Annotated in this window: 21 protein-coding genes and 1 tRNA gene; 11 read left to right on the top strand and 11 right to left on the bottom strand. The window is 47.3% G+C overall.

Going from position 1 to position 21,186, the window contains the following annotated elements; genetic code table 11:
* The first annotated feature begins 48 nt into the window (after positions 1 to 48).
* On the top strand, positions 49 to 894 hold the full coding sequence (locus tag BFC18_RS13525; protein WP_070126072.1) for a sulfotransferase domain-containing protein: 846 nt from the start codon (positions 49 to 51) through the stop codon (positions 892 to 894).
* 19 nt (positions 895 to 913) lie between these two features.
* Positions 914 to 2,389 (top strand): lipopolysaccharide biosynthesis protein, encoded by a 1,476-nt coding sequence (locus tag BFC18_RS13520; protein WP_070126071.1) that lies wholly within the window; start codon positions 914 to 916, stop codon positions 2,387 to 2,389.
* 8 nt (positions 2,390 to 2,397) lie between these two features.
* Here the strand turns inward: BFC18_RS13520 and BFC18_RS13515 are convergent, their stop codons facing one another.
* From BFC18_RS13515 to BFC18_RS22045, 4 genes are all read right to left on the bottom strand, one after another.
* Positions 2,398 to 3,189, bottom strand: coding sequence for a hypothetical protein (locus BFC18_RS13515; RefSeq protein ID WP_070126070.1), 792 nt, complete (start codon positions 3,187 to 3,189; stop codon positions 2,398 to 2,400).
* Complete coding sequence (locus BFC18_RS13510; RefSeq protein WP_070126069.1) at positions 3,186 to 4,148, bottom strand: hypothetical protein; 963 nt, start codon at positions 4,146 to 4,148, stop codon at positions 3,186 to 3,188. Before BFC18_RS13510 ends, BFC18_RS13515 begins: the two co-directional genes overlap by 4 nt.
* A gap of 104 nt (positions 4,149 to 4,252) precedes the next feature.
* The gene (locus BFC18_RS13505; protein ID WP_070126068.1) at positions 4,253 to 5,866 is read right to left on the bottom strand and encodes a right-handed parallel beta-helix repeat-containing protein; all 1,614 of its coding nucleotides are present in this window, start codon (positions 5,864 to 5,866) and stop codon (positions 4,253 to 4,255) included.
* Positions 5,867 to 5,944: 78 nt separating this feature from the next.
* Positions 5,945 to 6,481: an acyltransferase gene (locus BFC18_RS22045; protein ID WP_070126067.1), complete on the bottom strand. Its 537-nt coding sequence runs from the start codon at positions 6,479 to 6,481 to the stop codon at positions 5,945 to 5,947.
* A 237-nt stretch (positions 6,482 to 6,718) separates the two neighbouring features.
* Between BFC18_RS22045 and BFC18_RS13495 the strand changes: the two genes are divergently transcribed.
* Positions 6,719 to 6,795 (top strand) — tRNA-Arg (locus BFC18_RS13495).
* A gap of 76 nt (positions 6,796 to 6,871) precedes the next feature.
* Here the strand turns inward: BFC18_RS13495 and BFC18_RS13490 are convergent.
* The 4 genes from BFC18_RS13490 to BFC18_RS21725 form a co-directional block, all read right to left on the bottom strand.
* Positions 6,872 to 7,531, bottom strand: a complete 660-nt coding sequence (locus BFC18_RS13490) for a hypothetical protein (RefSeq protein WP_070126066.1) — start codon at positions 7,529 to 7,531, stop codon at positions 6,872 to 6,874.
* Positions 7,524 to 7,949: a hypothetical protein gene (locus BFC18_RS13485; RefSeq protein WP_070126065.1), complete on the bottom strand. Its 426-nt coding sequence runs from the start codon at positions 7,947 to 7,949 to the stop codon at positions 7,524 to 7,526. Before BFC18_RS13485 ends, BFC18_RS13490 begins: the two co-directional genes overlap by 8 nt.
* A gap of 7 nt (positions 7,950 to 7,956) precedes the next feature.
* Positions 7,957 to 9,036 carry a hypothetical protein gene (locus BFC18_RS13480; RefSeq protein ID WP_139139015.1) on the bottom strand — a complete coding sequence of 360 codons (1,080 nt, stop codon included), beginning with the start codon at positions 9,034 to 9,036 and terminating at the stop codon, positions 7,957 to 7,959.
* A gap of 328 nt (positions 9,037 to 9,364) precedes the next feature.
* On the bottom strand, positions 9,365 to 9,520 hold the full coding sequence (locus tag BFC18_RS21725; RefSeq protein ID WP_170826606.1) for a hypothetical protein: 156 nt from the start codon (positions 9,518 to 9,520) through the stop codon (positions 9,365 to 9,367).
* 119 nt (positions 9,521 to 9,639) lie between these two features.
* Here BFC18_RS21725 and BFC18_RS13470 point away from each other — a divergent pair, with 119 nt between their 5' ends.
* Entirely contained in the window at positions 9,640 to 10,770 is a 1,131-nt protein-coding gene (locus BFC18_RS13470) for an HNH endonuclease (RefSeq protein ID WP_070126062.1), read from the top strand.
* Here the strand turns inward: BFC18_RS13470 and BFC18_RS13465 are convergent, their stop codons facing one another.
* A complete protein-coding gene (locus BFC18_RS13465; RefSeq protein ID WP_070126061.1) occupies positions 10,771 to 11,376 on the bottom strand; it encodes a class I SAM-dependent methyltransferase in 606 nt (201 codons plus the stop codon). It lies immediately after the preceding gene.
* Between the two features lie 198 nt (positions 11,377 to 11,574).
* Here BFC18_RS13465 and BFC18_RS13460 point away from each other — a divergent pair, with 198 nt between their 5' ends.
* Both BFC18_RS13460 and BFC18_RS13450 read left to right on the top strand, forming a co-directional pair.
* The gene (locus BFC18_RS13460) at positions 11,575 to 12,003 is read left to right on the top strand and encodes a DUF3010 family protein (RefSeq protein WP_070126060.1); all 429 of its coding nucleotides are present in this window, start codon (positions 11,575 to 11,577) and stop codon (positions 12,001 to 12,003) included.
* An 892-nt stretch (positions 12,004 to 12,895) separates the two neighbouring features.
* The gene (locus BFC18_RS13450) at positions 12,896 to 13,738 is read left to right on the top strand and encodes a DNA ligase (RefSeq protein ID WP_070126058.1); all 843 of its coding nucleotides are present in this window, start codon (positions 12,896 to 12,898) and stop codon (positions 13,736 to 13,738) included.
* Between the two features lie 73 nt (positions 13,739 to 13,811).
* Here the strand turns inward: BFC18_RS13450 and BFC18_RS13445 are convergent, their stop codons facing one another.
* Together BFC18_RS13445 and BFC18_RS13440 are read right to left on the bottom strand one after the other, a co-directional pair.
* Entirely contained in the window at positions 13,812 to 14,063 is a 252-nt protein-coding gene (locus BFC18_RS13445; protein WP_070126057.1) for a hypothetical protein, read from the bottom strand.
* Positions 14,057 to 15,790 (bottom strand): SulP family inorganic anion transporter, encoded by a 1,734-nt coding sequence (locus BFC18_RS13440; protein WP_211481030.1) that lies wholly within the window; start codon positions 15,788 to 15,790, stop codon positions 14,057 to 14,059. Before BFC18_RS13440 ends, BFC18_RS13445 begins: the two co-directional genes overlap by 7 nt.
* Positions 15,791 to 16,034: 244 nt before the next feature.
* Here BFC18_RS13440 and BFC18_RS13435 point away from each other — a divergent pair, with 244 nt between their 5' ends.
* The 5 genes from BFC18_RS13435 to BFC18_RS13415 all read left to right on the top strand — a co-directional run bounded on the left by BFC18_RS13435 (position 16,035) and on the right by BFC18_RS13415 (position 21,168).
* Positions 16,035 to 16,934: a LysR family transcriptional regulator gene (locus BFC18_RS13435; protein ID WP_070126055.1), complete on the top strand. Its 900-nt coding sequence runs from the start codon at positions 16,035 to 16,037 to the stop codon at positions 16,932 to 16,934.
* Between the two features lie 91 nt (positions 16,935 to 17,025).
* Complete coding sequence (locus tag BFC18_RS13430; RefSeq protein ID WP_070126054.1) at positions 17,026 to 18,255, top strand: amidohydrolase family protein; 1,230 nt, start codon at positions 17,026 to 17,028, stop codon at positions 18,253 to 18,255.
* A gap of 22 nt (positions 18,256 to 18,277) precedes the next feature.
* Entirely contained in the window at positions 18,278 to 19,855 is a 1,578-nt protein-coding gene (gene mhpA / locus BFC18_RS13425) for a bifunctional 3-(3-hydroxy-phenyl)propionate/3-hydroxycinnamic acid hydroxylase MhpA (protein ID WP_070126053.1), read from the top strand.
* Positions 19,852 to 20,280, top strand: a complete 429-nt coding sequence (locus tag BFC18_RS13420) for a GlcG/HbpS family heme-binding protein (RefSeq protein ID WP_070126052.1) — start codon at positions 19,852 to 19,854, stop codon at positions 20,278 to 20,280. The genes mhpA and BFC18_RS13420 overlap by 4 nt, the downstream gene beginning before the upstream one ends.
* The gene (locus tag BFC18_RS13415; protein WP_070126051.1) at positions 20,281 to 21,168 is read left to right on the top strand and encodes a VOC family protein; all 888 of its coding nucleotides are present in this window, start codon (positions 20,281 to 20,283) and stop codon (positions 21,166 to 21,168) included.
* Positions 21,169 to 21,186 lie beyond the last annotated feature (18 nt).

Here is a 21,186-nt window from a genome sequence, read left to right as displayed (position 1 = left end):
GCATTAAGCAACGAGCGCATAAACAGTTTATTAAAGAGACAAATTCAGATGCAAAACACACCCCAGCAATACGCCTTTCTGGTAGGTTCGGCGAAGTCAGGTACGACTAAACTGGCTGACTTGCTTGATTTGCATCCTGAAATCAGTGTGTCGTCGGACAAAGAGCCAGACACCTTTGCCCGCAACGACGTTTCAGCGGCGGTGATGGCAGAATACGATACGCTCTTTGAACCGAATAGCACCATTCGTATCGATGCTTCCACGTCGTATTCTGAAGGCACCGATAGCCTGCAGATTGCCAAGCGGCTGGCAGAGGTCGACCCAAACGCAAAAATTCTGTATCTGGTGAGAAACCCGGCTAAACGTGCTTGGTCGTCTTATTGGCACTATGTACGAAACGGTACCGAAAAGCGCGAACCAATGGCAGCCATTACCAACCAGACATCACCACATTTCGTTGGTTCTTGTTTTAACCTGCACGTGGCGAACTATGTGTCTGTGTTTGGTCGCGACAATGTGCGGGTTATCCAGTTCGAAGACTTCATCAAACAAGCCGACGATATTTATCAGCAGATCATCACTTTCCTCGGGCTGGAAAACGTAACGTTAGAGCAGGATGAGTCGACAAAAACTAAGAATAAATCTTATCAGTGGCGCGGTCCGGCCGCATTCCTGAAGCACGTGAATCCCAAATACATTCAGAAAACCACTAAAGTGCTGAAAAGCCTGCTGCCTGAATCGGCGCTGGAAAAGCTCAGAAACTCAGCCACCAAGCCCGTACCAGATCTAAACGATGCAGACTACGCCACATTGGCTGCGCTTTTTGAAGCTGACCACCAGTCGCTTCAACAAGATTACGCTGACCTGTTTATCAAACCTACATCGTCTAAATAAGCAGAAGTCAGCCTAAAAAATGAAGAAAAAACTCGCCAGCGCGGCGCTCTTTTCACTGGTTTCAAAAGGGCTCAACATTGTTTCGATGTTGTTGCTCACGCCTGTTATCTTAGATGTGATTGGCAAAGAACAATACGGTCTTTGGATCCTCATTCTTTCCATCATTGCCTGGTTTAACGTATTTGAACTGGGCTTTCCTGCAGCCATATATCGCTTTGCCACCCTTTTTCTTGAGCAGAAAAAGTATGATCAGTTAAATCGCTATTTGGCTACTTTCCTGGTGGTGTTTGGCGGGCTGGGGCTTATTGCTGTTCTGGTGCTGGTTTTATTCGGGTTTTTCCCTCACTGGTTTGATGTGGGCGACGACAACGCCGGGCTATTCTCTTTCACCATATTCCTGTTCACCATCAAGGTAATCGTCGACTTTCTCTCGCACATTCCGAATAGTATCTTCGTGGCCAACCTGCGCATTGATATCGACGAGAAAGTCACCGCGTTTAGCCTGCTCATTAAGTTAATAGCGATTTACTTGCTGATCGACGACTTCGGTATTCTTACCTTAATTGGGGTAACGCTGGTAACCGAAATTGGCGCAAACCTGCTTAAAGTCGTTCTGGCTTACCGGTTGCTGCCATCACTTAAGTTAGATTTGCGTTTCTTCTCGATGGACGTTTTCAGAGAGATTTTTTCTTTCTCTAAACACGTGTTTATTCTGGGGATCGCCCGGGTACTTAACGACCGTATCGACCCGTTTATCATCGTTAAATTCCTCGACCTGAAAAGCGTTGCCATCTTCAACATCGCGAATAACCTGATCACTCAGCTTAATCTGCTGATCATTTCATTCTTTAAGTTTCAGGGGGCCATTTTCACCAAAAAAATAGCCGCTAAGCAGTCAGCTGAAAACCTCTACAATACCATTTGTACCGCCAATACTTACGTGGGACTGGTGTTTGCAAGCTGTGTTGTCATTCTTGCCGACCCGTTCGTGCATTTGTGGTTAGGCGAAGAGTTTGAAGCCTCGGTAGGTCTGCTGTACGTGCTGGCGTTTGGTGTGGTTATTCGCCCCATCACTGCCACGTCTAATCAGCTGTTGTTGGCGATGGCCACGCATAAATTGTTGGCCGTGGTGCAGTTCGTCTGTGCCCTGGTAAACATTGGGCTTTCCATCGTGTTAATTGGCGATTACGGGCTGGTGGGTGTTGCCTTCTCTACAGTGTTCTCAAACCTGCTGTCGAACGTTATTTTGGTGAACGTGTTGCTACCTCGTTATACCGATTACAAGCTCACCGCGCTGCGTATGCGGATGATTTATTCGGTGGCGAATCTCGGCGTGGTAACGTATTTCTTTGCTGGTACTAACGTAATGGCGTTCGTAGACTCTTGGCTGATGCTGTTTGTGGCTGCTGCCGGCGTGTTTGCGGTAGTAAGTGTGCTAAACCTGACTATCTTCGTTGGTCAGTTTGGTGCATTGCGAAGCATAATTAAACGCTGAGAATTTTCTCAGCGTTCAGTCATACTGGCTTTCGACAGTTCAATCATCTTGTTGCGAACATCGGTGTAATACGCCACAAGTTCTGCCATCCCATCTTCTGGAATGTCGATATCTGAATAGTTTGATTTCTGCTTGGTGATCACGCCTTTATTCAGATTCCCTGAGTGATCGCCGCCCGAGCCAGAACCCGTGAGTGTTTGCTTCTTAAATTCCGGTTTTAATGGCTCTGAAAGACCCAGTTCTGTTTGTAGGAACACTAATGATGCTTCGGTGTTATCACGCAGAGCATCGGCATCTAAGTACAGAAATTTGCCCGGCAGCGCGCTGGCGTAGCTTAGTAGGGTATTCAAACGTTGAATGTAGTAATCGCGGGCACCTTCAAAAGTAGCGCGTTCATGATTGTCTACCCGTTTGCCAACCTGGCTCATAATACTGGGAATGGTATTTTGCGGTGAGCGCAGCGAAATAATGAACTGGCAGTCGTCTCGCTTGAGAATAGCAGGGTGCACTTCGTATTCGTTGTGCAGTAACTTATCGAAAATGAAGCGGCTGCCTGGCTTGAAGCGGTGATGATTCGCATGTTCAATTCGCTGATTCAGAAAAGCAAACTGTTTGCTGCCGTAGCCGATGTGCTTTTCGTAGTAGCCGTTAATCTCGTCGCTAGAACCAAAAATATGGCCTAATAAGCTCGTATTCGCGCGCATATGGCTTAATAGAAAGATATGGCGATAGCTGTCTTTGGCATGTTTATCGAGAGCGAACTTCGCGAGCTTTTTTATCAGCGGGGTTTTCTTTTTCACTGCTGCTTCCTCGCTTTATAAATTTTTGCCAGGCGCTCAACGTTCTCTTTGCTCATTTCCAGCTCTTTTGGCATTTTCTTCTTTTTGAAAATGTTGCGTTTCACTTCCAGTTTTTCTTCAATCACTTTCGGACGGCTATAAATGCCTGCCCAACAATCTATTAAGGCGCCGACATCCAGGGCGATACCGCCTTTAGCCTTAATTACTTCACAATAACCTTTACCAATTAAACCGGCACCGACAATAAACGGCATACCCGGATAATCTACCTGTATGGCATCGCAGATCTCGTTGTAAGCTTCAGGGAAATGGGCAGCTTTCTGCTTGCCTTGTCGCGCGCTTTTGTCTGGTACCTGATACAGCGAAACCGACTTGCCGGTGGCTTTCTCAATATTCTTCGCAACACTCGCCCGGGCCGTTACTAAGCCAACTTTATCGGCGTTCAGCATCAGCTGCGTCATGCCGCCATTTAAGAAGTAATCGAAGGAAATCCATTGGCTGCAAAGGGTTTGCTTTGCCATTTGCATTTCATTGAACTGCTTGTACAACTTCGCTACGCGAATGGCGTCGAACGCCGAAATGTCCTGCTCGGTTTTGCGCAGGTGAAACTGCTTTCTGAACGTTTCCAAAAAACTGTCGCTGTAGCGTTCATTCATCAGCGCGCAATCGAAATCCACATTCACGATATCGTTCCGAACGCCCAGAATATCGGCATTACGCGTGGCGCTAACCAGGTTTTGTTTGGCCTGATAAAGCTGTTCAATTGAAACCGTGCGCCCAAAATGCTCATTCAAATAAAGAATGTCATCAATCAGAGATTGTTCATCGAAATCGAGCAGAGCGCCTTCGCCGTCGCCCAAGCGCAAAAACATAAATGGTTTTCCGTCTTGTTGTGCTTGCTCTAGCTGCGTTTCAAACTGGATTTCGTCAATTAAAGTAATGTTGTCTCGGGTGTCCATTTACTGCCTACTATGGTAATTGCCCACGTTCCCGGAATGCGTATGATTATTAAGAGATAACGTGCGAATTTTCCAGTTTTTTATAGATACATGCCTATGCTTTCTTATAAGTCTGGCCAATCAGGTAACTGAATATAACCGTCTTGTTCCGGGCGCATTTTATCCAGCGTGTCGCGCTGCAGGCGGCCGAAGCCTGAGGTGTCGTTGTCTTTTACGGCGATTTGCGGCTTTCCGCTCATAACGGCACCTTGCGCAGTGCGCTCCAGTAGCTTCGTGGTACCGGTTACACGATTTCCTGAAACCGTGATCACAGGCGTGCCCTGTTCCCACCCTGCATCTTTCACTTCGTCGGTTACCAGCGTGGTCTTTGTTGGCGACGCTAAATAGACTAACCGGTTATCTGTTACCTCCAGGCTATTTAAGCCCTGAAAAGTACGCACCATAGAGCGATTGTAGTTACCGTCTATCACAAAGTAATTGCGCGCGAATACCGTATCGCCCCGTGACGGGCTTTTGCCATCACCACCGGCCCGCGAACCTAATCCCGGCATACGATGCACCAGCATATTGTCGGTCACTTCATGGTGCTGACCATCAAAATCGTATTGACCGTCGTAACCAATCACTTCAACCAAATAACGGGATTGCTTCTCAGCACCGTTTTCAATCCAATTATGGCGAATTACCGAATTCTCAAAACGGGATTTAACCGCATTGCCGCGCAAATCGTGCAGGTAGCTGTTCTCAAGGGTGAACGTGGCGCCGGGAAAGGTATGTTGATCGCTTGCCACGTAGATGCCGTGATTCCACGGGCGGCCTTTTTCTTTTCCGCCGGCATCATATATTTCAACAGCATCGAGAGTTAGGTCGCCTGAATCAAAGTCTGTAGACAGTACTCCGGTTTTACAGTGTCTAATGAGTACATTGCGTAACGTGGTATTGTCGGATGCATGGCGAACACACAAACCGCCGCCCTGCAAAATGACGTTTTCTACAACCCAGTTGTGTGAGCTAGTAAGCCCCATTGTCCAGTTAAATCGTTTAGTGCCACCTTCGATAACAGCCCGTTTAGACGCGTCTGTGGCATTGCTTTTAAGCGTTATTGGCTGCGCACGGGTGCCGGAAATTTCTTTTGCTTCGAATGCCTGATAAGTGGCACCGGGCTCAAGAATAATGGTATCGCCGGCTGAAAGCAGCTTAAGCACATCCTTCACTTCGCGATAGGTGGGAGACGAGGGGCCGACATGCCAGGTTTTAGGTGCGCGACTATCGTTACGGGTTTGCACCGGCCAGCGCAAACGAAATACATCGCGACGTCTGTCAGGGTCGGTTTCGTTGAAAACCAGGCGATAGGTTTTGCCAACGCCATTGCCTACCGGGGCTTGCACGCGCAGGCGAAGCGTATCGCCTTCTTTTATGGTGAATTCTCCGCCCGCTTTAAAGCTGTCGCTGTTGTGAGCAATCTCAATATCACGGGAGGTTAATTTAAGTGGGTGAGGGCCAACACCTTTCAGGCGTATACATTGTTCAAGCAGCGTGCCTGGCTCCTGTTCAATTTGGGCCGGCAAACCACCACGATGTCGCAGCTTCCACTGGTAGTCTGAAATGTCGCGCTCCATACAATTATCGTTGGCCGACGCGATACCAGAAAAAGAAATCAATACACCGAAAAGTAGCGTTTCAACATACATCGCGACAATCGCGTACCCTTTCTTCATTACAATCCTTCATCGTTAGAAATACACTGCGCCGCCACAACATTGCGCATGTTAACCCGCATGGTCATGCTCGGCGGTTTACACCACGTATCCTACGCCTTTATCCATTTTTGCGTTCATTTCCACTTTCATTTCTTCTGAAATGCCGTGGTCGACAGAGTAGGATTCATCGAATACCGGGCTGTTTTCCATTTCTTCCCGGCGCTTATCAATATATTCATCATACGAGCAGATAAAGCGGGCCGGAATGCCGCCATAAACGCTGCCCGAGGGAATATCAGACGTAACAACGCTCCCCGCGCCCACGATAACTTTATCGCCAATGGTTACACCTGGTAGCACAATGGTTCCTGCACCCAGAAATACGCGATCGCCAATGGCTACCTTTGCAAGACGCGTATAGCCAAGCGCATGTTTGGTGCTGGCATCGTGAGCAAGAATATGAACGCGAGGGGCAAGGGTAACGTAGTTGCCAATGGTAATATGCCAGGCGTGATCGGGGTCGATAATGGCGCCGCTCAGCATATTAAAGTTAGTACCAATTGTTGCGCCGTTCTCACGCGCCTGAGCCGCCGGGCTCTTACGATTGAGTCGACGTAAAATCCGTTTAATCATGCCTGCACCACTGAAATTCTCACCGTTTGTTTACTGCCGGTATTTGTACCACGATTACGCACGCATATACACTGTGCTCACGCAGTAAACAGCCCCAGCAGCCAATAAACGACAAGACAAACAATTCAACGGCCGAACACGCCGATTTTAAAAAGAAAACGGTTGAAGCAGGGCGACGGCAACAGTATCATTGCGCCCCTGTTCTCGATTCGTGCACTTCTTCGCACATCGACGAATGCACCCGTAGCTCAGCTGGATAGAGCGTTGCCCTCCGGAGGCAAAGGTCAGAGGTTCGAATCCTCTCGGGTGCGCCATTTTTAAAGGGCTGTAGCCCGATTCTCTTCTTATAAAAATTCCCTTTTTGAAATGTGTAGCAAATGTGTAGCAGTTTTACTTACGATTTTTTTTTGACCGTCTAGCAGACTTATCTATTGGGTCATGGTGGAGAAATATAGGGATGTGGCGAACATTATATTTTATGCCTGAGCTGTGGTGGGTGTGCGACGATAGAAAACAAAAAGTATTCTTGCGGCAATCAGATAACTCAAGGTCGCTGTAAGTCTCCAAGCCTATTAATTTTTGCTCACGAAGCCTTTTTCGCCATTCATTCGAGATGCCCGCTCCTTTTGCTTCATGGATGTAGATTATGAGACCTCCATGATTTGCAGACGGGGTTGATAAACTATACCGAGTACTAAGCTGATGCATTCCGTCGGCTAAATATTGATAGTCTCCTGAATGTTTCTTCGCCTCTCCAAGCCACATAAAATTTTTGCGCTTCACGCACATATCAGCATTACCACTTTTGTTTTCAGGTTCTGCGCTATAGCCTAATGTTCTGAGGTTGGCAAGAATGTGATTAGTTAAATTATCTTCTAAGGTATCTTTCGGATGATTTTCTCGATGACGCTGCATATCTTCGACAATATTATCGATGTCTGAAGATAGTCTTTCTATGAAATCATCATAGCTACTAATACTATTTCGAATTAGCTCTTCTATATGCAATTCGTCGCCGAGTAAGGCTTTTAATGCAGCGATTTTATCCATCAATATGCTTCTTCAAATAAATACTTGGAACAAAAAACATATGAATTGATTGCTCTGGATTGGAAATTCTATATCCATATTCTGGATGATAATATTCGCCCGTTTTGATAGCTGTAATTGCATCGCTTACAGATACTTCGTAGCAAGTGTCCTCATGATCTATGAATTCAAATTTTGTAGATAGTAAAGCTACTCTTTCACCGCAAAAATATTGTGAAATTGTAAATATGTCAGATTGTGAAAAATCTGCTCCAAACTTTAGCTCAACCACTCTCATGAGTCGGCTTAATGGTAGGAATCTAAGTTCTGATTTTTTTAATGCAAATAGAAAGTTGAGGATATGCTCCGCTGCTGGATAGAAAGACTTGCTACCCAGATCTTGTCGCAATATTTGTAAGCAATCCTCTCTTGTCTGCATGTAGTTCTCAGAAAAAGGCATCTTCTAAAATGTTAGTTAAGTATGCGAGGGTTGGGCAGTCTTTAACACTGAACTCACGGAGGGGATCAGCGTTGTGCAGGCATTTTTTGTTACCATTTAGCGTGATTGTAGGTGATATCATTCGGGTATGCTCGCTAAAAATGTAGTCCCAAGCCTTTTGAATTTTGAATTTTTCAAGAGCATCAACTTCCAGTTCCCCTGCTTTATGATAAGAGTCGTTACGAACATCTCTATCTCCTTGCTTAATCGCCAAAGAGTTTACACTATCGCTAGGGGTTATAAACTCTACCTTTAAAATCCTTCCAGTTTTTTTCTGATAGAGTTCTTCTATCTTAGGAAACAGGTTTTTCGGAGTAGGTAAACTAACTCCGGAAAGCTTTTTAAAATCACTTTTTAATCTAGCCAAAGCACCGACTTGATCAGCAGCAGAGCTCAGCTCACTCGTGTCTGCCCCAAGTAAAAGGTAGCCTTTATTTTTATTAAAAACTACAGAATTGAACAGCTGGGTGTTGAGTTTCGATGTAATTTTAATCGATTCTACTTCGCCCTCATCATATCTACTCCGCGCATCATCAGTTAGCTCATTCAAGCCTACTTCATGAGTCTTTCTGTAGGTAGCCTTGGCACAAAACTGCATTGTCATTAGTGTGCTACCTTTTACTTCATAGGTGAGTTTACTAATAATCTGATTGGTACGAGGAGCAGTAGCCAAATCTTGGTCATTTGTAAGAAATGGGTAACTAGCTAAGAATATAGAATCTTCCGATTTTGCACTCTTAAGAAATTTCTCTATTTTCTTGGATTGAGTTGAATCAAGTTCATATAGAAAGAAAATTTTAGCTCCGACTATGAGTATTTGCTGAAAGACATCATTAAGCTCAGGGAGGTGAGAAGGTGGAGTCCCCGATGCTGCAGCTATAAGGTTCTCCCAACTATTGCCTGTAACCCCACATACCCCAAATAACACATTTCTAGCGAAATTGATGCTATAGCCCATATCCTGAAGGCACGATGCTATCTCTTCTGCTTTGTGTAATTTATCAGGTGTAACTCGGCTCATCGTCACAATGCGTCCTCTCAGACAAAAAATAAAAGAATATATGTTTTTTTATTGAAATTAAACCTAGTACACTTATTTACAGAACTCCAAGTAAAAGCAGAAGAGCCGTTATGCGGCTCTTTTGGCCTGATGTTCAATGCGCCATTCGTGCGGGTGATGATTTCTCTATCTGCATGTTGCACACCTTTTAATGCGAGGGTGATCACCCCGTCAAAGTAACTTTGCTTTATTTCACCGGTTTCTTCGTTATAGAACGTCAACTATCTTGAGCGGTCCGGTCTGGCGTCAATTAACTTGACCGGATGTCGCTCAACCGTCCAAGTTTATTGTCGCTCTATACTTCGTTAACCTTCTCTTGATAAAGCGGTCTGATTGGCTGTTCGTCGCGTTTGCAAAATACGCCGCCCATTAGCTCTACAAACTTAGCCCAGTCGCCACTGTCGGCTGCTTCGTATATGGCGTCAAATACCCCAACAACTCGCCTAAGCATCTACTCGTTTAGATGCGTTTCATCGCGTAGAGATAAGAGATCATCATGTTATTTCTTGATTAATAGTTAAAAAACTTAGAGTCTGGGTATGAAGTTCTTGAACAAGGATAAGTTGTAGAATGTTTGAAGTATATCTGGATGAATTTAAGAAATTGAACGTGGACAGGTCGTCTGGTCGGGCTAAGCCTCATAAAGTTTGCTTGCTATTCGCAGTGTTTGACCTGATTGAAGACAGGCATATCGTTAACAATGAAATTTTCTACGATCAAGCCCTAAAGGAACGATTCACTTATCATTTTGAGAAGTTCCGTGCTGATGCCGACAAAAATAGTCCTTTTCTACCTTTTTATCATCTTCGAAGCGCTAGCTTTTGGCATCATAAGCTGAAGTCTGGATCTACAAATAAGAAATTTTCAGTTAGTGATAAATCAATAGGTACGTATATCGAATATGCTTATTTAAACGATGACCTTTTTGCACTTCTTCAGGATGAAAAAAACCGGAATACTCTGCGTCAGTGCTTGAGTCAAAATTTTTCTGAATTAGGCGAACAGTTCCAACGCTGGGCGGTTGAAATTGGAAAAAGCAACGAAACTGCACAAAACTTTACCACGGCATTAAAAATCACGATGCCAAATTGGTTGAATACGTTAGGCCGAGGAGCAAATTCGCTATTTGAAATAAGCTCTGTTCGAGAACTGAAGCGTATGGAACTGATGTTGTGTGAAACCGAGATATTTAAGGAGCGTGATTTCATAGAGCAAAGAATGTACTCATCTGCTCTCAAAGCCTATGAAGACTTTTTGCTCGATACCACTCAAGTGCAGCTACAGGATGACATTGAAAATATACTTCAAGACGATACCAAAACTCCGACAGAGAAAGCTGTTTTGGTAAAGACCCGAATCGGGCAGGGTAAGTATAGACAAGACCTCATTGATTTGTGGGGGAAATGTGCACTAACAGGAATTGAAAATAGAGATTTCTTAATTGCCTCGCACATAAAACCTTGGCGTGATTCATCTGAAGAAGAAAAGCTTGATAAGTATAATGGCCTTTTGTTAGTGGCTAACGTCGACAAAGCCTTTGATAAGGCCTATATAACGTTCGCTGACAGCGGAGAAATCATGATCTCTGATGAGTTAGAGGAATATACAAGACTGGGTATAGAGGCAACGGGCAAACTTAAAGTTAATGCAAACAGTCGCGAGTACCTTGCGTACCACCGAGAAATATTATTTCGAGGCTAATTATGCATGTTTACTAATTTTTATAGTTTGCCAGGTGATCGTATCTCGCCCAAGATCATCTTGAACATTAGTTCGTGTTATGGATTCAGTTACAGTATCAGTGGCGCCAGATAGACGCTGAATTTCATCTACGCTTACCTCATACATAGGTCTTTGAGGATCATCAGGGCCGTAGCGTAGGCTTATAATTATAAGACCATCTCTGGAAAGTAACTCTACTAAGCGAGTAAAAGTTTTACACCGTAAAGATGGTGGAATATGCATCCACACGGCAGAAAGAAGTATGAGATCGAACGAAGTAGCTCCGTATGGCAGCTCTACAAGATCGGGTAAACATGCTGGACTCCATTCAATGTTATGACAAGCAGCAATGCTTGCCCGATTTCGTAACTCCTCCGCCGGCTCAACTGCCACAACCTTCCAGCCTAGCGATGCAAGCCATCTTGCGTCACGTCCACTTCCGGCACCTACATCCAATGCAACTCCGGGTTCTTTTTCTTTGAGAATGTGGCTCCAGCTTGCGTGCACGCTCTCGGCTTCAACAGAATCATAAAGTTGTTGAAAGTGCTCTGCGTTCTGGCTGTAGTATGAAATCGTTTCGTCCATGAATAGAAATACCGTAATGCTTTAACTTTCATACTAAAGCATTTCTTCATTGCTGTTTATGCTATTCACCCTGTCTACAATCATTACTAGCTCAGCTGGTCAAACGAGGTAAAAAGACAGGCCCCAAACCAGAAAAACCAGCCCCAAACCAGCAAATCCGATATACTCTAAGCTCTAATTTAATAGCGGAGCTTTTTAATGCGTGTATGTGGTGTAGAACTGTCGGCAAATGATGCAAATATCGTCCTGCTAAATCTGGATAATGGCATGTTTCGCCTGCCTGAATGCCGCACCCGTAAAGTGAGCCTGCAAAAAGCGGCTACCGCCCATGAACTGAAGTATTTTCAGAAAACTTTCGCTCAACTGGTGCAGGATTATAAAATCGAAATCATCGTTATCCGCCAGCGCCCGATGAAGGGTAAGTTTGCTGGTGGCGCCATCGGTTTCAAATTAGAAGCTGCGCTTGAGCTATTAACGGGTGTAGAAGTTATCGTGATGCCGCCAACTGAGATAAAAACGGCATTAAAAGAGAGTCGCACCTATATCGATTTTAACGATACCGGGTTAAAGGTATTCCAGAAACCGGCTTTTGAGACTGCGCTAGCCTACATCAATCAACACATGTAGCGCTTGGTTGTTGTTCTTATCGTGAGGCCATTCTCTGGCCTCATTTTGATGACTACCACACTCAATAGATACTGCATAAAAGACTTCCAGCAACTGGAAGAATGGTAAGTTTCTATAATAGTTATTTTTTCTCAGCTTCATGGAGCTCCCTTTTTTATAAACCAAAGCCAGACGATCTGTTATTCAGCGACTACAGAGAAAATTGCGCCAATCAACAAACACTCCCTGAGTGCAGTTTGCAAACGAATGCTTATCGGTAAACTCGATCTTGCCTTCATGAGAAGGAATTTGAAAATAAGATAAGGAACGTTATGAAAACTTTAGATACGAATGAAGTCAATCAGGTATCAGGTGGTGATGCTTGCACGAATGCCTTTGAACTAAGCTATGTTATGAAAATCGATTCTCCAAATGGATTGCTTTGAGCAAAAAGGTTGCATCCTTTCTCATGCATAGCTTCGCGTTTATAAAGTGAAACACTTTCGTTTTGGAGCTTAACATTGTGCTTATAAGAAAATATCTGGTTTGCTCTTACGTTCTTTTGCTAGCACTCATCATCAAGACCGTCAGCATTCTCATAGATAATCAACCAATGACTGAGTTTCAATTTGTATTGTTGTTGTCGCTGTTTTTCCTGTGGTTATTAAGAGCGCGAATTTCTATTCAGAACGGTGAATTAATTGATTACAGAGTATTCTCTGCACGGCAACATGTGAAGCTTAATGAGGTCTCTGATATAGAGCAGACCAATAGTTTTGGCTTCGTTCTGAGGCTGCGTACGGGCGAATGTATCAAAATTCACTGCGAGCGCTTTCAGGTGAATAAGATGCGTCGCGCTATATCAGGGCAAGCTGGCCCGAGCTCGATATAAGCACGACTCCGGAGCCAAAAAATGCTCACTATTTTTTTTACTATATTACTGGCATTAACTTTACCCGCGGAGCTTGCCGCAGCTCCTCTCCAACTCCCCAAAACCTATAACCAACACGACAATCTAAACATCTCCAACTACCTCATAAGCGAAAAGCTCGACGGCATTCGTGCTCGCTGGACGGGCTCTGAATTGCTTACTCGTAACGGCAACCGTATTCACGCGCCTGTGTGGTTCACTCAGAACTGGCCTGCTGAACCGCTCGATGGCGAACTGTGGACGAAGCGAAACGACTTTCAGCGAATTGCGTCGATAGTGCTGAGCGAAACGCCGGATGCGCGTTGGCGGGATGTGCGGCTGATGGTATTCGATTCACCGGCATCGAATGCACCGTTTGCGAAGCGCGTGGAGCAGATGAAGCGGATCATCAATAAAACAGAATCCCAAACGCTGCAGCTCATTCCACAATTCACGGTGTCGTCGGAAGCGGAGTTTGAGCAGCGGCTAGATGAGGTGGTTAAAGCGGGCGGGGAAGGGCTGATGTTACATCATCGCGAGGCACGTTATCAGGATGGCCGCAGCGAATACTTGCTGAAGGCAAAGCGCTTTGAAGATGATGAGGCGCGGGTGATTGAGTATTTGCCGGGCAAAGGCAAGTACGCGGGCATGATGGGATCCTTGCTGGTGGAGGGGCGTAGCGGTCTGCAATTTAAAATTGGCAGCGGGTTCACTAATGCAGAGCGGTTGAATCCGCCACCAATCGGCAGTTGGGTAACCTATAAGTTTTATGGCAAAACGAAGAAAGGCTTACCCCGTTTTGCCAGCTTTATGCATGTGCGACCGGCGGCAGACAGGCCGCAGTGACTTTGTCACTTCGATATGCGTGGTTTAATTCATCAGGCCTTATGGCACTTTTCCGGGATTGGAGGCGTAGCTGCTATCTGAACCAAACAAAGAACACGCCAACACCTAAAGCCGCTAAAAACAAATACGGTATCGGTGAAGCAATCATTTTCAGCGGAGTCTGAGAAGATAATTGCACTTCCTCTCGACTACCGTAGCTGATGGGGAAGAAGAACACTGCCACCGTTATCATCGCTGTGATTACGGCAAAATAGCCCGGAAAGGGCGTAGCAAAAATGGCTATAAAGCTGATGAGCCAGAATACTGCGATTAAAATCCTTAGCATGCTCCCTCCTGAATAAACGTGGATTTACCGGATCTAAGCACTGTCATGGCCTCATCTGCAGTATAGAACATTTGTCCGGGCTTAAGCTTTTCTTCTATATCCGTGAACTTCAATCTGTCTTGAACCATGCCCTTCACATCGGATAGGTGCAGGGTAATGCCGGCGTTTTTCAGGTTAATCAACAGCCGCTCCAGGCTTTCCAGTGCACTTTCATCCACAAAGCTAACCGAACTGAAAATCAGTACCAGGTGCTCAAGCTTGTCGCTTTTCGCGCAGCGTTTCATTATCGCACTCTCTACGTATTGTACGTTGGCAAAGTACAGGCTCTCATCAATGCGCAGAAAAATGGTGTTTGGCAGGGTTTCTACGTCTAGTCGGTTAATGTTTCTAAAATACCCGTTTTTGGCCCTGCCTACCTCGGCAATATGTGGCTGACTGGCCCGTTGTAACAGCAGAATGATGGAACAGGCGATACCAGCCCAGATACCGAGCTCTACACCTAGCAACAAGGTGGCGAAAAAGGTGACCAGCAAACTGATGGCATCTGCTTTATTAAACTGCCAGCGCTGACGCAGATTATTCAGCGCTATCATTGGCAGTACCGACATGATCACAATAGCGCCAAGCACCGCTTGGGGAAGGTAGTAGAACCACGGCGTAAGAAACAAAATGGTAATTAGCACTACAAAGGCTGAAACCACATTGGCAATTTGCGTGGCGGCACCGGCGGAGTAGTTCACCATGGATCGACTCACGCTACCGGCCAAGGCAAAACTGCCGGTAAGTGCAGAGCTCAGGTTCGTTACGCCTAGGGCCAGTAGCTCCTGATTTGCATTTACCCGTTCATGATCTTTACTGGCCAGGGTAGAGCCGGTGGAAATACTGGTGAGAAAGCAAATTAAAGCAATGGAAAATGCCGGCAGTGCGAGCTCTCGCCACAGGCTAAACTCAATTAGCGCCCAGCTCAGTGACGGCAGGCTGTCTGGAATGGCACCGAGCACGGCAACCTGTTGCGTGGTATTGAGTGACCACAACGCAACCACCAGAGTACCGGCAATCACGGCGAAAATCGGTCCAGATTTATTCAGTGCAATCGCGGCTGTATCGGGCAGGTTAAGCTTATTGGCGAGTACCGGTAACAGCGATTTCCCAGCCCACAATATGACAAACGCCATCGCGCTTAACAACACAACAGAAAGGTTCGAAGATGTCAGAGAAGCGGGCATTCGGGAAATGGTATCGATAAACGTTGCGCCTTTTTCATCTTCAATACCGAGTACCAAGTTAAGTTGGCTGGCAGCAATGATTAACGCCGACGCACTGGTAAAACCGGTGATCACCGGGCTACTGATCAGCTTGGCAAAACTCCCCAATCGCAGGGCGCTCATGGCCATCAGAATAAGCCCAACGAGCATGGCCAGGTTCACGGAAATTTGCATGTAGGCTTCTGGCGAAGCAGGCGCAATCTGACCAATGGCGGAAGCAATCATCAGGCTAATTAACGCAGCGGGGCCAACCACTAACGTTCGGCTGCTACCGAACAGCGCATAGCAAATCAGTGGTAATAGCGAGCTGTAAAGGCCATATTCGGCGGGCAGTCCGGCAAGTTGCGCGTAGGCCATGGTTTGCGGTACGGCAATGAATGCGGTCACGCAGCCGGCCACCAAATCACTCACGAAATGGGAACGGCTATAACCTTTCAGCGCTTGAACAAGAGGTACTGGCAACACATCTTCCTTATTGCATGCGAGTAGGAACGCCGGGTAATTCACAGCATTATTCAGGTAATTCAGTATACACCATTCGCTTTGCGAGTGAGCCTTACGGTGCAAGGCCGTCTTTACGTAACTTATACGCAGTGCAACTGAGGTTGAGGTTGTATTTTTTTAATAATTATTTAACACTTCGGCCATTCAAATATTTGTGCATCTTTTAAAGAAGCATAAGCAGAGTTAATGGTAGGAGTGATAAATGCGCATCGATCCCCGAACGCTTCGTTTATTTCTCGCGGTTTGTCGCGAGGGAACCATCAGTGGTGCTGCCAGAGCAGAACACCTTTCTCAGCCATCGGTTTCCGTGGCGATTAATCAGCTTGAACGGGTGCTGGCAACCAAACTGTTTGAACGAAACCGCCAAGGTATTCAACTCACGCCTGCCGGCGAAGCATTGAAGATTAAAGCGCAGGCTGTCGACAGTTTGCTGCTCTCTGCTCAGGAAGAAATTAAGCTGCTGGAAGATGACGTAGGCGGGCCGCTGAATATCGGTGGAACGCCGGGTGCGCTGGCATCGGTGATGGGCAAGGTGATTAGCAGTTTCAGCAAAGAATATCCTCGCTTTAATCTGCGGATAACCGAATGCCATGATGCAAAAGCCCATCAAATGCTGAAAAATTATGAGCTCGACCTGGCTATTCTCACCTCAGGCATGACAAGCTCTTCCGACAGTTTCTGCGAGTTACCGGTGTTCAGCGACCCGTTCTCTATTGTGGTGGGCGAAGCTAACTATCACTTACCTGAAAAGCTAAATTTGCGGCAGCTGGCCAGCGCCCGTTGGGTACTGCCCGATAAAGTGGGAGGGTTTCGTCGTCAAATCGATGCACTTTTTATCAGTAGCGACGCTGCCATTCCCAACAACGTGATCTCTTCTGATTCATTATTGAGCACAAAGTACATTGTGCGCGCGTCAGATTACATCACAATCTTGCCTCGGGAAGTGGTGAAATCAGAACTGGAAAATGGCAGTTTGCGCGCCATCGAGATTGATGGAATTAACTTTAAACGCAAGGTGGGTCTGCTCTGGCTAGCCGAACGTAAATTGCCGGCAATCGCGCAGGCGTTCATCGACCACACGGTGCAATGTCTCGATGTATAGTTTTTACCTATATTTAACAAAAAAATAAATATTTGAACAAATATAGGATGATGCCAACATAAGCTAAAACCAAGAACAACAGGTGGCGCTTATGCGTACAATTATTAACAATGCCAATATTTTCGACGGAACCGGTAGTGCCTTAAAGTCCGGTTCAGTCGCTGTTGAAGATAAACATATTGTTCTCATCAGCGAGCAACCTATTGAAGCCCAACCGGGTGATCGGGTTATTAATGCCGATGGAAAAACGCTGATGCCGGGGATGGTTGAAGCCCACGCGCATCTTACCTGGCCAACGTCGGTAGAAAAATTCGTTCCGGGCATGTCGCTGCCACCTGAAGAGTTGGCATTAACCGCTGCTCGCAATGCTCGTATTCTGCTCGACCACGGTTTCACCAGTGCCTATTCAGCTGGCGCGTTGAGTAAAACGCTGGAAATCTCGCTGAATGCGCATCTTAAAGATGGCGGCATGCCAGGCCCTCGCCTTATTCCTTCTTCTGTTGAACGTGAGCCGCCTAACGATTCGGAGCTCGATCCCGGTCACGTTGAGCTGCACGCACGCGGCCCGGAAGGTGTGAAAGAGTTTGTAAAAGAGTGCGCCGATATTGGTGCCAAAGCGATTAAATTTTTGATTTCGGGCGAAAGTGCGCTGAAGCCTGGTGCATCGCTGGAGCTACTGTATACCGAAGAAGAATTGTTGGCGGCAGGCGAGCAAGCTCGCGAAAGTGATGTGTGGCTTACCGGCCATGCCCACGCCTGCGATGCCGTTAAATTCGGCATTAAAGCCGGCTTCCGTATTCTTTATCACTGTACCTACGCCGACGAGGAAGCCATCGAAATGCTGGTGGCTAAGAAGGACGAAATGTTCGTGGCACCAACAATCGGCATTATTCAGGCCACACTGGATGCAAATCCGCCTCCGCATATGGATATGACCCATATGAAAGAAGATGCGGCCATTGTGATGTCACGACTAAAAGCATTGGTACCTAAGCTCAAAGAGAAAGGCGTACGCATTCTCCCCGGCGGTGACTACGGCTTCCCGTTCAACCCTAACGGACGCAACGCCCGCGATTTAGAACTGTGGGTTGAGCACTTTGGCTACACCCCTGCTGAAACCCTGCATGCTGCCACTCAACTTGGTGGTCAACTGATGGGGATGGGTGAAGAGCTTGGTTTGGTGAAAGAGGGCTATTTGGCCGATCTGTTGTTGATAGACGGCGACCCCACACAGAATGTTTCCATTATTCAGAATAAGCAGAATATCACCATGATTATGCAGGAAGGACGCCTCTATAAAGCGCCTTTAAGCATGAGCTAGCCCGCCAGAAGGAATACCCAAGATGTTTGATATTGCAATTATTGGCTGCGGGCCGGTAGGGGCGCTTGCGGCCAATTTACTGGGAAAACGGGGCTTAAGCGTGGTGGTTTTAGAGAAAGAAGCCAACCCGTATCCGCTTCCCCGCGCCGTTCACCTCGATCACGAAATGGTGCGTTTGTTTCAGTCTATCGGTCTGCACGACACCATTTTAAAAGACATGCGCGACACCGATGGTCACCTGCACATTGGTGCCGACCACGGCGTTATTCGCTACATGGGCACGGTGGGTAAACCGCGTCCTTACGGCTGGTCTAACGATTACTTTTTTTATCAGCCTGAGCTGGAAGAGCATCTTCGCGATGCGCTTACCCGTTTCGATAATGTTTCTGTCAGGCTTGGTACACAGTGCACGGCACTCACCCAGCAAAACAACGCGGTGGACATTACCACGTTATGTAACGGCGAGACTGACACCGTGCGTGCCCGCTGGGTAATAGCCTGTGACGGTGCTCGTAGCGTGATCAGAAAGTCACTGGACGTGAAGCTCGATGATCTTCAGTTTGAAGAGCCCTGGCTGGTGGTTGATGCCGAAGTTGACGGTGCAATCCGTTTTCCGGCGCTCACCGGCTTACCAACGGATGCCGACATCCAGCAATTATCGGTGATGATGTGCGATCCGAAACGTCCCGCCACTGTGGTACCGGGTAGAGGTAATCACCGCCGCTGGGAACTGATGCTACTGCCGGGCGAAGACGATCAGGAAATGATGAAGCCGGAGAACGTGGCAGCGTTGCTCGCGCCCTATCTCGATGGTGTGCCGCATAACATCGTGCGTGCAGCAACCTATCGCTTCCACGGCTTACTAGCCGAACAGTGGAAAGTGGGCAATGTGTTTCTTGCCGGTGATGCCGCGCACCAAACACCGCCGTTCTTTGGTCAGGGTATGTGTCATGGCTTCCGCGATGTGGCAAACCTGGCGTGGAAACTCGACCTGGTTGCCAATGGCAAAGCGAATGAATCCTTGCTGGACACTTACCAGCCGGAGCGAGATCCCCATGTGCGGGCCGTCATATCTGCAGCGGTAGGCGCAGGGCGTTATATCTGCATGCTTGACCAGGAAAAAGCGGCTGCCCGTGATGAAGAAATTCGTGAAAAAGTCCGCAAAGGCGAATTGCCTGCCACCGCGGCACACCTTATTCCACCGGTAACGGCTGGCATTGTTGCTAGCAACACGGCTGAAGCAGGGCGTCGTTTCATTCAGCCTCGCATTTCCGTAAATGGCAAAGCCCAACTGCTAGACGAACTGGCAACGGGCGACTGGCGCTTGTTAGTTACCAGCGCATCGCTGGCTGCGGAAGCAACACAACATATCGCCAGCATTCTGCCGACGCTGAATATTGAAGTAACCAATATTGCTGCCTGGCAAGACCCACAGCTGAATGCGTGGATCGAAGAAGCGGGTGTAGACGCGGTACTGCTGCGCCCGGATTTCTATGTCTATGGCACGGCAAACAACCAGGTAGCGCCATTGCTCGAACAGTTGAAAGCCCAGTTAGGCGACGCCACGAGTAAGCCGCTACAACAGGAACAAATAGCATGACACTAACACTCGCATTAGCTGAAAAAATTATCGACGGTACGCGACTTTACGCAGCCGAAAACAACATTAAGCCTTTGGCAGTGGTGGTGCTGGACGCCGGCGCGCATCCGGTGGCATTCAAGCGAGAAGACAAGGCAAGCTTGTACCGTTTCGACATTGCCATGGCGAAAGCCAAAGGGGCGCTGGGCATGGGTTTTAATACCCGTGACATTGCTGAGAAAGCAAAGAACAACCCGGTATTTTTCGCCAGCGTAACGGCTATCAACGGTATTGAGCTGGCGCTGTCGCCGGGTGGAAACCTGATCAAAGACGCCAACGGTAACATTCTCGGTGCTATCGGCATCAGTGGCGACACCGGTGATAACGATGAATTATGTGCGCAGGCGGGTATCGATGCCGTTGCCGCGCAGTTGGAGAACCTGTAAATGAAATTACGTAGTATCGAAATGGTGCTGCCCGATGCCGCCGACGCCGCAGATTTTCTGGTGAACGTGTGGAAAACCAACCTGGCAGCGGTACAAAACAACACCCATTACATTCGTGGTTCTGGCGCATTCCCGTACCTTGTCGCACTGGAAGAAGGCGACAGCAAATACGTGCGCAGCGTCACCTTTGTTTGTGATAACGACGAGCTTTCTGCCCTAAAAGACCGTGTGACTCAGTCCGGCTTCCCTTGTCGGCCTGAAGTCTGCACGGATCTGGGTGGCGGGGAAGGCATTGTTGTTGAACTGCCAGAAGGCGAGTTGCTGCGTTTTCTGGTTAACACCGAAGAAGCGCAAACCATCGACGATGATGACTTGCCGGTAAAACTCACCCACGTTGTGTTCAATGCCACCGACGCTGAGCGTACCGCCGATATTGTGGAAGAAGTGCTGAATTTCCGTGTATCCGATCGCACCAAAGGCATGGTTTTCGTGCGTTGTAACGATTCCCATCACAGCACGGCGTTTGCCCGTGCCGGCTTCAGTTCACTGAACCACATTGCCTTTGAAATGAAAGATACCGATGCCGTTATGCGTGGTGTTGGCCGTCTGCGCGATCACGAGCGTACGCCCGCCTGGGGACCTGGCCGACACGGCCCCGGCGATAACGTGTTTGCTTATTACATTGCGCCATTTGGTGCGGTTGTGGAGTTTTCAACGGCAGTAGAGAAAGTGCCAGAAGACTACAAAGTGGGCGCACCGGAAGACTGGACCTGGCCAGAAAACCGCATCGACCAATGGGGCATGTCAGACAAAGATTTTGCTGGCCTGAAAGTGGCTGAAGAAACTTTCCGTTTTCATCGCACCTGGCAACCCGAGCCGCTGAATTAATCGTTTTTAGGAAGAACA

Origin of the sequence: Alteromonas confluentis (assembly GCF_001757105.1) — a bacterium.
In the GTDB taxonomy this organism is placed as follows: Bacteria; Pseudomonadota; Gammaproteobacteria; order Enterobacterales; family Alteromonadaceae; genus Alteromonas; species Alteromonas confluentis.
Note: the sequence above shows the minus strand (reverse complement) of the source record. Positions and strands in the feature narration are given on the sequence as shown.